Annotated in this window: 9 protein-coding genes; 5 read left to right on the top strand and 4 right to left on the bottom strand. The window is 72.2% G+C overall.

What is annotated here, in order from left to right; genetic code table 11:
* Window positions 1-29: 29 nt before the first annotated feature.
* On the bottom strand, window positions 30-881 hold the full coding sequence (locus CRV15_RS35130) for a hypothetical protein (protein ID WP_003963711.1): 852 nt from the start codon (window positions 879-881) through the stop codon (window positions 30-32).
* A 401-nt stretch (window positions 882-1,282) separates the two neighbouring features.
* Here CRV15_RS35130 and CRV15_RS35140 point away from each other — a divergent pair, with 401 nt between their 5' ends.
* The 4 genes from CRV15_RS35140 (at window position 1,283) to CRV15_RS35155 (ending at window position 6,136) form a co-directional block, all read left to right on the top strand.
* Window positions 1,283-2,488 carry a cytochrome P450 gene (locus CRV15_RS35140; RefSeq protein ID WP_003952666.1) on the top strand — a complete coding sequence of 402 codons (1,206 nt, stop codon included), beginning with the start codon at window positions 1,283-1,285 and terminating at the stop codon, window positions 2,486-2,488.
* A gap of 46 nt (window positions 2,489-2,534) precedes the next feature.
* Window positions 2,535-3,926, top strand: coding sequence for a glutamine synthetase family protein (locus CRV15_RS35145; RefSeq protein WP_003952667.1), 1,392 nt, complete (start codon window positions 2,535-2,537; stop codon window positions 3,924-3,926).
* A gap of 290 nt (window positions 3,927-4,216) precedes the next feature.
* Entirely contained in the window at window positions 4,217-5,092 is an 876-nt protein-coding gene (locus CRV15_RS35150; protein ID WP_230864282.1) for a peptidase S1, read from the top strand.
* Between the two features lie 558 nt (window positions 5,093-5,650).
* Complete coding sequence (locus tag CRV15_RS35155; RefSeq protein ID WP_230864281.1) at window positions 5,651-6,136, top strand: hypothetical protein; 486 nt, start codon at window positions 5,651-5,653, stop codon at window positions 6,134-6,136.
* On the opposite strand, the gene CRV15_RS35160 is transcribed toward CRV15_RS35155, so the two are convergent.
* Together CRV15_RS35160 and CRV15_RS35165 are read right to left on the bottom strand one after the other, a co-directional pair.
* Window positions 6,098-7,681, bottom strand: a complete 1,584-nt coding sequence (locus tag CRV15_RS35160; RefSeq protein WP_003952671.1) for an NRAMP family divalent metal transporter — start codon at window positions 7,679-7,681, stop codon at window positions 6,098-6,100. The two genes, CRV15_RS35155 and CRV15_RS35160, sit on opposite strands and share 39 nt — an antisense overlap.
* A 311-nt stretch (window positions 7,682-7,992) precedes the next feature.
* On the bottom strand, window positions 7,993-9,294 hold the full coding sequence (locus tag CRV15_RS35165; RefSeq protein WP_003952672.1) for a magnesium transporter MgtE N-terminal domain-containing protein: 1,302 nt from the start codon (window positions 9,292-9,294) through the stop codon (window positions 7,993-7,995).
* A gap of 847 nt (window positions 9,295-10,141) precedes the next feature.
* Between CRV15_RS35165 and CRV15_RS35170 the strand changes: the two genes are divergently transcribed.
* The gene (locus tag CRV15_RS35170) at window positions 10,142-10,870 is read left to right on the top strand and encodes an MgtC/SapB family protein (RefSeq protein WP_003952675.1); all 729 of its coding nucleotides are present in this window, start codon (window positions 10,142-10,144) and stop codon (window positions 10,868-10,870) included.
* Window positions 10,871-10,912: 42 nt separating this feature from the next.
* On the opposite strand, the gene CRV15_RS35175 is transcribed toward CRV15_RS35170, so the two are convergent.
* A complete protein-coding gene (locus CRV15_RS35175) occupies window positions 10,913-13,051 on the bottom strand; it encodes an APC family permease (RefSeq protein WP_044954814.1) in 2,139 nt (712 codons plus the stop codon).
* Window positions 13,052-13,300 lie beyond the last annotated feature (249 nt).

Consider the following 13,300-nt stretch of genomic DNA (forward strand, 5'->3'; position numbering starts at 1 on the left):
CCTGCCCCCGGCGATCCCGGGCCGGGCGTTCAGCCGTCGTGCAGCAGAGCGTGCAGCGGGTGTGAGGCGGAGTGCGCGGCGGGCCGTGTCAGGTGCAGGGCGGTGTGGAAATGGCCGTCGGTCTCCTTCCCTCGGGGGTCGTGGCCGGCCGCGTACACGGCGTCGACGGCGGCGCGTTGCTCGTCGGCGTCGGTGAAGCGCCGTTGCGGGTAGGTGCGGCGGGTGTACTCCTGGGTGGTGAGACCGAAGCGGTCCAGACCCTCGGCGATGGCCCGGTAGGAGCCGGTGCGCAGGACGAAGGCCGCCACCCAGGGAGGCTCGCTCCTGCCCGTCAGAAGTGGCTCGAAGGTGCGGGCCGACAGAAAGCTCACGCCGCCGGTCACCGTGATCAGACGCACCTCGCGCGTGGCCCGGTAGAGCGCCTGGCTGGGCGCGCCGGTCTCCAGATTCTCGGCGAACCCCGCTGCCAGCAGGCCGACGGCGTGCGCGTACGCGATGGCCGGGGCCGCGATGTCGAGGCCGACGACGGGGACGGCGTCCTCGCGGCGGCGCGCCGCGTAGTAGCGGCGGTCCGACGCGATCAGCTCCCCGGTCGTCATCCGGGCGACCGCGGGCGAGGTGTAGCGCTCGTGCAGTTCCTCCCATGTCACCTGGTGGTTGAGCAGAGCCGCGTTGATGCCGTACGAGCAGCAGATGTCCAGGACCACGGCCCGGGAGGCCCGGTCCGCCGGGTGCCCGCCGCCCTCGGAGGCGCCCGCGAGGGGCAGAAGGCGGCGGAAGACGCCCTGGGCATGGTGGGGTGTCCGATACTCCAGCGGTCCCAGAGCGGCGAAGTACGATCGCGGGTCCGGCCGGCTGTAGACCTCGTCGAAACGTGTCATGCTCACCGGCACATCGGGCCGGTGCCGAGTCTCCTCAGCGCTCACCAAGGCTCCCTCCTCGATCAGAGGACACTTGCATAGCGCACCCAGGCCCCCGGCAGGAAGAACACCTCACGCCGATCCGGTGACCCTTGGCCCGTGGTGACGCCCGTTGAACAGGGCCACTGCCCGGTGGCGCGGGCGGTGGGGCTCCCGGAGGGCCGCGCGGCGGCCGGTGCCCTGCTCCGGCCCTTGCTCCGGCCCCTGCTCCGGCCTCTGCTCCGTCCCGGCCACCGCCCCGCTTCGGCCACCGCCCCGCGGAATTCCACACCTTCAGGCGAGATCTTCTCTCCGGCACTTGACGCGCCCGCGCACCGTACGAGTCCCTGGTACCACCATCCACCCCAGAGCCGGAGGTTCCCATGACGGGTCCCGCCCCGACCGGCAGCGTCCCCGTGTTCGACGCCGCCGACCCGGGCTTCAGCATCACCTCCGCCGCCGTGCACAGGGCCCGCGAGAACTCCTGGTACGCCCGGACCACCTACGGACTGGCGGTCCTGCGGCACGCGGAGGTCGCCGAACTGCTCCACCACCCCCGGCTCCGCCAGGGCAGCGTGTCCTGGCTCGCCCGCAACGGGGTGACCGAGGGGCCCCTCGCCGACTGGTGGGCGAGCTGGGTCCTCCACCGTGAGGGGGAGGACCACCGCCGATTGCGCCGACTGCTGAATCCGGCGTTCTCCTCCCGGTCTGCCACGGCTCTGCTGCCCCGCTTCCGGGCCCTCGCCACCGAGCTGACGGACGCGTTCGCGGACCGTGACCGCTGCGAGTTCGTCGCGGAGTTCGCCGAGCCCTACGCGGCCCGTGTGATCGCGATGCTGCTCGGCATCCCGGAGCAGGAGTGGCCCGTCATCGCCCGCGAGTCCGCCGTGCTGGGACTCGCCCTGGGGGTGACCGTCCGCCAGGACCTCGACCGCGTCGAACGCGCGCTCGCCGCGCTCCACGCCTACGCCGATGAACTGATCGCCGACCGACGGCGCCGGGAGCGTGACGACTTCCTCTCCCGCCTGGTCCACGCGGACCGCGACGGCGACCGCCTCGGCGACGAAGAACTCCGCGACAGCCTGGTCCTGCTGGTCTTCGGGGGCTTCGACACCACCCGCAACCAACTCGGTCTCGCCCTTCAGACCTTCGCCCGCCACCCCGCCCAGTGGCGGTTCCTCGCCGATCGGCCGGAACTGGGCGCCAGGGCCGCCGAGGAGGTGATACGCGTCAACCCCACCGTCCGCTGGATCACCCGGGAGGCGCTGGAGGACTTCACCTTCCGGGGCCTGGACATCCCCGCCGGGACCACCGTCCAACTGTGGACCGAGTCCGCCGGTACCGACCCCCGCGTCCACGGGCCGTACTCCTTCGACATCACCGCCGAACGGGAGCCGCACTTCGGCTTCGGCGGCGGGTTCCACCACTGCCTCGGCCACTTCGTCGCCCGCGCCGACATCGCCGAGGCCCTGCCGGTGCTCGCCCGGCGCCTGCGGGACCTCCGGATCGCCGAGGACGCCGTCTGGCTCCCCGACTCCGGCAACACCGGCCCCGTACGCCTGCCGCTCCTGTTCACGCCCGCTCCCTGACCGGGTGCCCCCGTCCCACCGCGCTACCCCTGTGAGGTGCCCCACCATGACCGCCCGTCCCGCCAGCACCACGGCACTCGACCGCCACCGTGAACGGAACAGCGACCGGAGCGCGGTGGACACCGTGCGCGAACGGATCGCCGAGACGGGGGTCGAGTACGTCTACTACCAGTCGGTGACCCTCAGCGGCCGGGCCGTCGGCAAGGTGGTGCCCGCTGTGCATCTGCTCCGCAATCTGGAGAAGGGCGTCCAGATGCACCGCTCTGTCGTCGCCGACTTCCAGACCGACCGGAGCGGTGCCCTCCTCGGCGGCGGCGCGCGGGCGGCCGAGTTCACCGCCCTGCCCGACCTGGACACCTTCGCCGTGCTGCCCTGGGACACCACGGTCGGCCGGTTCTTCTGCCGCCTCTACGAGCCCGCGCACCTGCCGGAACGCGGCGGGGAGCCGTTCGCCGCCGACGCGCGCGGCAACCTCATCCGGCGGCACCGCGAGTTCACCGGACGCACCGGACTCGTCCTGCGCTCCGGCTGCGAGCCCGAGGCGACCTGGACCGGACCCGGTCTTGAGGTACCCCACCGCCCCGACGCCTGCCCCGCGTACCGGATCGATCTGCTGGAACGCGCCAGGCCCATCTACCAGAAGGTGATCACCTACGGCAGGGCGCTGGGACTCGACATGATCGAGGGCGACTACGAGGACCCCGGCCAGCTCGAACTGAACTGGATGTACGACCGGGCCGAGCTGACCGCCGACCGGCTCGTCACCTTCCGGCAGATCTGCCGCCAGGTCGCCCGCGAACTCGGCGTCACGGTCAGCTTCATGCCCAAACCCGCCATCGGCGTCATGGGCAACGGCTGCCACCACAATCTCAGCCTCTGGAACGGCACCGAGAACGTGCTCGCCGAACCCGGCCGCCGCGAACTGCACCTGACCGAAACCGGACAGCACGCCCTCGGCGGCATCCTGGCGCACGCCGCGGGCGCCATGGCCGTCATGGGCCCCACCGTCAACTCCTACAAGCGGTACTGGGACACGGGCCTCTTCGCCCCCGAACGGATCGACTGGGGCATGGACGACAAGACCTGCACCGTCCGCCTGTCCGCCAACGGGCGCCTTGAGTACAAACTCCCCGACGCCATGGTCAACCCCTATCTCTCGCACGCCGTCCTGCTCGCCGTCATCGCCGACGGCCTGACGAACCGGACCGACCCCGGCCCGCCCCAGGGCACCGCCCGGGAACTCGGGCACCCGTTCCCCGCGCTGCCCCTGACCCTGGGCGAAGCCCTCACCGCCTTCACCGAGGACACCGTGGTCACAAGCGCGCTCACCGAGGAGATCTGCTCCGTCTTCCTCGCCGGCAGGTCGGACGAATGGGCCCGCTTCTGCGCCGCCGTCACCGACTGGGAACACCAGATGTACGCGGAGGGCACCCCCTGATCCGGAGCCGCCCCGGGCGGGCCGCGGCGGCGGGCCCAGGTCTGTCCCTCCACCGTCCGGCCCGTTTCCGTCCGGGGGTCCGTGCCGACGGACTGTACCCGTACGGGTGAATCCCGGGCGGTCCTTCACGATGTGCGCGCCGTACGACTGGCCGGTCGCGTCAACCCGGCGGTTCACCCGCGCGGGGGATGTCACCCCGGTGGAGGGTGGTGGTCGACTTCTGCGCCGGGCCGGTCGTCATGACCGGACCCACGTCGCGCGATCCGTGTATCCCTCAGGAGGCTTCGTCCGTGATCACCAGGAAACTGCCCTTACTCGCCGCGGCGCTGATCGCCTTCGGCATGCTGACCGCCGGTTCGGCGACCGCCACCGTCTCCGGGGACGGAGGCAACCGGATCGGAATCCTCAGGGACAACGGTGAGGCGTATGTGAAGGAGGGTGGTCTCAGCGCCACCTGGGTCCTTGAGGCCGGGAACATCAAGCAGGTCGTCCTGTCGGGGAACCGGATCGGGGTCCTCAAGGGCAATGGCGAGGCGTACGTCAAGGAGGGCGGCCTGAGTGCCGCCTGGACCCTGGTCGCCGGACAGACCAAGCAGATCGCCCTCTCCGGCAACCGGATCGGGGTCCTCAAGGACAACGGCGAGGCGTACGTCAAGGAGGGCGGTCTCAGCGCCGCCTGGACCCTGGTCGCCGGACAGACCAAGGAAATCGAACTCTCCGGCAACCGCATCGGCATCGTGAAGGGCAACGGCGACGCCTATGTGAAGGAGGGCGGCCTGAGTGCCACCTGGGTCCTTGAGGCGGTCGATGTCATCGACATCGACCTCGCGGGCACCCGTATCGGCGTCTTCACCGGCGGGGGCGAGGCATTCGTCAAGGAGGGCGGTCTGAGCGCCCTCTGGGTCCTGGAAGCGAACGATGTGATCCAACTGGAGCTGTCCGGCAACCGGATCGGGGTCCTCAACGACAAGGGCGAGGCGTACGTCAAGGAAGGCGGTCTCAGCGCCGCCTGGACCCTGGAAGCGAACAATGTGATCCAGATCGCCCTCTCCGGCACCCGGATCGGCATCCTCGTGGGCAGCGGTCAGGCGTTCGTCAAGGAGGGCGGTCTCAGCGCCGCCTGGGTCCTGGAAGCGAACGACGTCACCGAGCTCGTCCTGTCCTGACACACCCCAGCGGGCGCCTCAGGGCGCCGCACGGTGGCGTACCTCTCCTCGGGGTACGCCACCTCCGCTTGTCCGGTACCGGGTGGCGGAGACACCGGCCCTCCGCGTCTTCCGAACCCGGCCGGGCACACCTGGTTGAACCCCCGCCAACGGGCAGATGCGCAACGGGCGTCCTCGGCTCCACCCGTTCCAACGATGAGGAGGAACGGATGACGGAGCTCCACCCGGACGCGGAGCCTTCCCGGAAACCGGGCCTCCGCATGTGCCGGCGTGGCCCCCGGTGAGCAGGTGGTCGCCCACCGTCATGTCCTGGACCGTGCCGGGACAGCTCACACCGCGGGCCGCGGCCTCCAGGACATCGGCGGGCACTGCCCGCATCGTGGAGTGCACACCGGGTGGAACCACCCGCCACTTCATCTTCATCCTTGGATTCCGACGGGGCGCGGAGCAGCGTCGATCTGCCCCGCGCGGCCCGGTGGAGTCGCCGACGTCCGGTCCCGGGAGCGTCACGTTCCGTGTGCGGGACGAGGGAGTGATGATGGAGGTGAGGAGGTGGAGGTGGTGAGGACTCGCCGGTTCCCGGACGGTGCCGTGGCCTTGGTGGTGGGCGCGCTCGCGATCACCGCTGAGCTGGTCGCCTTCCTGGTGCCCGCACCGGTCCGTCCCGGTGTCGGTGTCATCGTGGCGGGGGCGGTGTTCCTGGGGCTGCTGGTGTGGATGGGGATGGCTGTGAAGGAGCGGTTCCGGGGCCGCTGTCGGGCGCCGACGGGGTGGGACGACGGTGGCGGGGAGTGGTTCACCCGGCAGAGCCTGGAGGGATTCCCGAGGTCCGAGGTCTGTGCGAGGACGGGCGGCGCGGGCCTGGTCCGGGCCGAGGAAGCATGGGTGTTCGCCCGGCACGGATACGGGACGGCGTGGCTGACCAGCCGGTTGGGCGTGTCGAACGAAGTGGCCCGGACGCTGGTCAGAGCGGTTCAGGAACAGGCGGTGGGGGTCGGTCGGGGTTCATCCGGTGCCGAGGCGGACGGCCTTGACCAGCAGTAGCAGGGCGCCCGCGAGCAGATAGCCGCGCAGGAGGACCATCCCGGCCCGCCGTCCCGCTGACCATCGGACCGGCTGGAGGAGGGTCAGCGGGGGCATGCGCCAGGCGGCCTTCTCCGCGGTGGTCATGACCGGAATGCCCGGACGGGCGGTGCGGTGGCGGACAGCGCGCACGGCCGCGGGGCCCAGTGCCGCGGTGAGTGCCCCCGCGAGCACGAGGAGGGTCCGTCCGACATCGAGGTGGGGGAAGAGGGTGGAGACCATCAGGGTGCCGGAGAGCAGCAGCAGGACGGCGATGATCAGACCGGCGAGAACGTTGAGCCAGCGGGGGTTGGCCCAGGGCCCGAGGACGTCGCGGTCATTGCACAGCAGCAGCAGGAAGACCGTGGCGGAAGGCAGCAGCAGCCCGGCCAGCGCCTGGACGGCTTCGGTGATGACACCCAGAGGTGCGCCGGGGATCAGGACGACGGAGGCGGCGGCGAGGACGAGAAGGCTGTAGGAGAGGTAGAACGGTCTGGCCTCGCGGAAGCCGCGGTGCAGGGAGTGCTGGAGGTGGAAGACATCACCGAAGGCGTAGCTGGTGGCGAGGGTGACGGCGGCGGCACCGACGATGCTGGCGTCCAGCAGGACGACGGCGAACATGACGCCGAGGGCGTGGCTGTGTCCGCCGAGCGCCTGGGCGACTCCGGCGGCGTCGGTGAAGTGCCCTTGCGCCGGTGTCCCCCGTACGGCGAAGTCGGCGACCATCATCAGCGCCGCCGCGCCGGTCACGACGACGAGTGAGCCCAGGAAGGTGTCGGCGCGCTCGTAGCCGATGAAGCGCGGGGTGATGCGCTTGTCGATGACGTTGGACTGCTGGAAGAAGAGCTGCCAGGGGGCGACGGTGGTGCCGACGATGGCGATGACCAGCAGTACCGCGTCGCCGGTGATCCCGCCCCGGACCCCGGGGACGACGAAGTCGTGGGCGGCCTGTCCCCAGCGGGGCTCGCTCAGCAGGGTGAGCGGGACGATCAGCAGGCTCACGGCGATGAAGACGAACATCGCACGCTCCCAGCGGTGGAAGGCCCCTCCGGTGGTGACCGCGATCAGCACGACGGCCGCCAGGGGAACGGCCACATACCGGGGAACGCCCAGGTAGGAAGCGGCCAGCGAGACGCCGATGAATTCGGTGACGAGGGTGAGGAAGTTGAGGACGAACAGGTCGCCGACGCTGAACCAGCCCCAGAAACGGCCGAACCGTTCCATGATCAGCCGGGCGTGGCCGACTCCGGTGACGGCGCCGAGGCGCACCACCATCTCCTGGTTGACGACGAGGACCGGGATCAGCAGGAGCAGTACCCACAGCAGGGAGTACCCGTAGTCCTGTCCGGCCTGGGCGTAGGTGGCGACCCCGCCGGCGTCGTTGTCCCCCACCATCACGATCAGCCCCGGCCCGACCACCGCGAGCAGTGTGAGCGCGCGGCGCCGCAGGCCCCGGTCGCCGTCCCCGCCGTCGACGGGCACGCGGCCGAGCGCCCCGCGGATCTCCTCCGTCCCGGGCGTGCCCACGGCTGCCGCGGCGGGGCGGGGCCCCGGGGAGCGCCGCTCCTTCGGGGCGACGGGCTTCTCCCGTCCTCCGGGTGGTGGACCGGAGGGCGTGGCGGGCGGGCGCGGGGCCGGACGCCGGTCGGCCTTCCCCGCGGCCCGGGTGTCCGCCGGTCCGCCGCCCGGTCCGGGGGCGGGACGCGGCGTGTCGCCCCGGCTGTCCGGCCGGGCGCGGGGACCCGGGGGAGGCCCGGTCGGGGCCGGACCGTCCGAGGGCCGGGGCCCGGGCCGTGGCGGCCGTGGCCGCTCGCCGTCGGGCGGTGTGGGGTCCGGGCTCACGGGGACGCCGGGGGCGTGTGCGGTTCCGTGCGGGACGCGTCCGGACGGGGGGAGGGGTGCGGGGCGCGGGCGCGCTGCCGCCAGTCCCGGGGCACGATGACTTCGAGCACGTCGTCCACGGTGATCACCCCGAGGATCTCGTCGGCGTCGCCGACGACCGGGACGACCAGCAGATTGTGATCGGTCATCAGCAGGGCGACATCCTCGACATCGGTGTCCGGCCCGACCCGTACGGGGTCGGTGTCCGCCAGGTCCCCCAGCGGGTGGGAGGGGGCGGCCTGCACCAGGGCGACCAGCGGGACGACGCCGGTGAGCCGGTTCCCCTCCGCGGTGACGAAGAGACTGCTCAGGGCTTCGGGCTGGAGGGAGTGGGCGTCCCGCACCGAGCGCAGCGCCTGCTCCGCCGTACGGTCGGCGGGGGCGGTCAGTACGTCGAGGGACATCAGCCCTCCGGCGCTGGAGGGGTGGAAGCCGAGCAGGGTGAGCACCCGCAGCCGCTGCTTGGCACCCAGCGCGTCGAGTACGGGTCGGCGCCGCTCCTGCGGCAGCCCGCCGATGGCGTCGGCCGCGTCGTCGGCCCCCATCCGCCCCAGCACCGCCGCCACCTGCCCGTCCGGCCAGTCGCGGAACAGCCGGGCCCGCGCGTCGGGCTCCAACTCCTCGAAGACGTCGGCCTCCAGCTCCGGGTCCGCGCCGACCGCCCCCAGGATCTCCTGGGACTCGGCCCGGTTCGCCTCCTCCAGCAGGTCGGCGAGGCCCGCGGGCCTGAGCCGTCCCAGCCGTCCCAGCACCCTCCTGCCCGCCACGGTGGGAAGGTGGCCGATCAGCGGCTCGACCGACTTCCAGTCCCGCCAGCCCTCCTCCCGTCCGCCGCCCGCCCGGCGGCGCCACGGCCCTCCGCGCCGACGGCGGGTCAGCACCCGGGTCACCGCCCAGCCGTCGCCGACGGGTTCCAGCAGTACGTCGTACGCCCGGACGAATTCGGCCTCCCGCACATCGACCAGGCGATGCCCCAGGACATCGGCGCGCAGCAGCACCTCGCCCTCGCGCCGGTCGAAGGCGCGTACGTCCATCCGGCCACTGGTCAGCGCCACATGATCGGTGCCCCACCGCGCCACCTGGGTCACGGGGAGGAAGACCTCACGGCGGCGGCCGAGCCTCCCCACCACCCCGGTCACCAGCGGATGCTCCTGCCCCCGCAGCCTGACGATGACATCCGACAGCCGTCCGACGGCCTCCTCGTGCCGTCCGAGCAGCGGTCGCCCGACCAGCTCCGCCAACCGCAGAGAACCATCCATGGCGACAAAATAGACACCTCGGCTGTATCGGTTGCGGTGGACACAGCCGACGGACGGCCATCCGGTGGTCACCGGGGGGATTCTTGACTCATTGCTGATGTCGCACACCTTTGCGGGGGGTCGCGGGTGTGTGCCAGCATGGTGGGGGCGCTCAGCCCTGCCGACGGCCCGCATCGGTGTGACGCCGTTCCGCTGGGAGCCCTGGTTCGCGCGGTGCCGTCCGCGCCCGGTCGTGAGAGGGGGCGTCATGGATCATTCCGGTCCGGGTCACAGTCCGACCCCGCTTCCGGCTCCGCTGCCGGCCGCCCCCGTGCGCGTCTGACCGAAGGGGAACGCCGCTCGTGCGGCGACCCGGGTGCGCCCCGCCTCCCTGTCCCTGAAGGGCTCCGGCCCTGTGCAGGTCCGGGCGCTGCGGCAGGCACACACGGTCAGCCGCACCGCCCGTCGCATGGCCTCGGGGACATCTGCGGAGCCGCCGGGCCGACGGGCTCCTGCGACGGCCCTCGTCCCCCCGTACCACCCTGAACCACCCTCCGCACCGAGTCCTGCCCAGCGCTCCACCGGGCGAAGGAGGAACGGCATGACCACTCGGACGATCACGGACACCGCCCCGTCCGACAAGGCGCCGGCCCGCCCGCGGACCACCGCGGTCCCCGATCACCACCTTCTCCGGCGGGAACGTCCCCCCTGTGCCCGAACTCCCCCGGGAGCACGGCTTCCTCGCGACCGCCCTGCCCGCCTTCGCCGCCGCCCTCTTCCCGCTCCGGCGCACCCGCCGCCGCGGCCGGTCGCGCCGACCGCCGCCGCACACCGGACCGACCGTCCGACCACCCCGGGAGGTGTCACCATGCAGGACCTGACCACGCTCGAATTCTCCGTCCGTCTCGCCACCGGAATCGGCTGCGGCGCCCTGATCGGCATGGAACGCCAGTGGCGTGCCCGGATGGCAGGGCTGCGGACCAACGCCCTCGTCGCGGCCGGGGCCACCCTCTTCGTCCTCTACAGCGAGGCCGTCGGCGACCCCGGCAGCCCCACCCGGGTCGCCTCCTATGTCGTCTCCGGCATCGGTTTTCTCGGAGCCGGCGTCATCATCCGCGAGGGCGCGTCCATCCGCGGTCTCAACACGGCCGCCACCCTGTGGTGCTCGGCCGCGGTCGGTGTGCTCGCCGCCTCCGGGCGCCTCGCGCTCGCCCTGCTCGGCACGGCGGCCATCCTCGCCATCCACCTCGTCCTGCGGCCCGCCAGCCGCCTGGTCGACCGCGCCCCGCAGGGCAACGACGACACCACCACCGCCGTCACCCTGCATGTGCGCTGCGACCGCGGCGACGAACACCACATCCGGGCCCTCCTCATCCAACTTCTCAGCAGCGCCGATCCGCGGCTCGCCGGACTGCGTATCCACCGCACCGAGGACGGTGTCACCGCCCTGGAGGCCGAGGTGACCATCGACGGCCCACCGAACGCCCCCATGGAGCAGCTCGTCACCCGTCTCTCCCTGGAGCCCGGCATCCACGACCTGCACTGGCGCTCACCCACCAGGACGACCGGCACCACCGGACACGGTGCCCTGCTCTGACCCGCCCCGCTCCCCGGCCGCCCCCCCCGGCCGGTGGAGCGCTCAACGGGGCAGGTGGAACGGGACGGTGGTGATGACGATCTTCGGCAGATTCCGCAGCGCGTGACGCAAGCGGCTCGCGGTGCGGCTGTGGAGGAGCCGGTGCCACCGGTGCCGGGTGACGATCTCGGGGAGGAACACGGTGAGGGTCAGGCCCGGGTTGAGCCGGTGAAGGGTCTCGATGTAGTGCACCAAGGGTGCGACGACGGCGCGGTAGGGCGACAGAACGGTCTGCAACGGGAGGTGATCACCCCACAGGCCCCAGTAGGCGCGGAAGCGCCGCTCCTCGTCCTCGGTGGTGCTGATGTGGACGGCGAGCGCGGGCTGCCCGAGGGACGCGGCATAGGCGAGGGTGCGCATGGCGGCGAGGTCGAGGGTGGCGACGGCGATCACCGACAGATGGTGGATCTCCTCCGGGATCTCCTCCGTCTCCCGGTCGGCGTCCGCCGCGGCGGCCCGCGTGGCCGGAGCGAGGGGACCGGTGCTCGTGGGCGCCGGGAGTTCGACGGCGTGCGGCCGTAGCCGCAGGGCCTCCCGCGCGGTTGCGTAGTGGCGCTTGATACGGGTGGTGACCAGCAGGAAGAGGGCGATGGCGATGAGCGCGACCCAGGCGCCCGAGGTGAACTTGCTGATTCCCGCGGTCAGCAGGACCAGCGCGGACAGGAGGGCGCCGGTGGCGTTGAAGAGAAGGCTCTTGCGCCAGTGCGGATCGCGCCGCCGCCACCAGTGGACGACCATCCCGGTCTGGGAGAGCGTGAACGCGAGGAACACCCCGACGGCGTACAGGGGGATCAGGGAGTTGGTCTGGCCCTCGAAGGCGACGTACACGAGGACGGCGGCCAGAGACAGCAGCAGGATGCCGCCGCTGTACGCCAGCCGGTCCCCGAGCCGCAGGAAGGTCTTGGGCGCGTAGTCGTCCCGGGCCAGCAGCGACAGCACACGGGGGAAGTCGTTGTACGCGGTGTTGGCCGCCAGCAGCAGGACCGCCGCGGTCGCCGCCTGGACGTACACATACATCCAGCCCTGTCCGAAGGAGAGATGCGCGAGCTGGGACAGCACGGTCTCCTGGGAACGGGGCACCACGCCGGTCAGATGGATCAGGACGACGATCCCGGCGAACATGGCGATCAGCAGCCCGACCATCCAGCTCAGAGTGGTGCGCGCGTTGCGCCACTCCACGGGCCGGAAGGCGGGGACGGCGTTGGAGATCGCCTCGATACCCGTCATCGCGGTGGCGCCGGAGGAGAACGCCCGGGCGATCAGCAGCAGCCCGACGGTCTCGGTGACCGGCAGCGACGGCGGCGGCACGGGCTGGAACCCGCTCCGGGCCGCGTCCACGAGCCCGGCGGCGACCAGAGCGAACATCGCCACGATGAACGCGTACGTGGGGGCGGCGAACAGCGCGCCCGCCTGCCGGATGCCCCGCAGATTCCCGGCGAGCAGCACCACGATCACCAGGACACCCAGCGGAACCGTCCAGGGGGTCAGCCCCGGCAGGGCCGAGGTGATCGCGGCGATCCCGGACGCGATCGACACCGCGACGGTCAGGACGTAGTCCGTCATCAGCCCCGCGGCGGCCACCAGCCCCGCCACCGGACCCAGATTGTCACCCGCCACGATGTACGAGCCCCCGCCGTGCGGATAGGCGCGGATCGTCTGACGGTACGACACCCCCACCGCCACCATCAGGAACACGATGACCGCGGAGACCGGGAACGAGTACGCGAGCCCCGCCGCGCCCGCCAGCACCAGGACCGTGAGCATGGCCTCCGGTCCGTACGCCACCGACGACAGGGCGTCCGCCGACAGCACCGGCAGCGCCACCAGCTTCCGCATCCGCTCCGTCACGAACGCCGAACTCGCCAGCGGCGCCCCCACCAGCACCCGGCGGACCCGGGAGACCGCCTCCGCCTGGACACCGGCCGCCGCCCGGGGCCCCGCGGCCCGCACCCGCAACGGGGGAAGCGGCACGAGCCGCCCGAACCACGCCCGCCCCGCCTCCGCCGACACCGGGAACGCCCCCACATCCGGCTCCACCGGCAGAGCGCGCCGCCACACCTCAGGTGCCACCGACACCCGCCCCCACGCACGGCCCACCCGCCGCAACGCCCGTACCTGCTCCTCACTCAGCCCCGGCAACACCGCGGCCGGCCCGGGAAGCCCCGAGCCGTCGCCGTCCACACGACCCTCCGTACCCGTCACGCAGGCAAGCCTGGAGCACCGGTCCCATCCGGCAGGGCAACGACACCGTCACATCACCCGACCACACCCGGCAGCCCCACCACCGAGCGACCTGGCTCGTGTCAGGGGCTCATCGGTCCCGCCCGGGCCCGGCCGATTCCTGCCGGGCCCCGGGCGTCCCCCGTTTCCCCCGTTTCCCCCGTGACTCCG

This window comes from Streptomyces clavuligerus (assembly GCF_005519465.1).
GTDB lineage: Bacteria > Actinomycetota > Actinomycetes > Streptomycetales > Streptomycetaceae > Streptomyces > Streptomyces clavuligerus.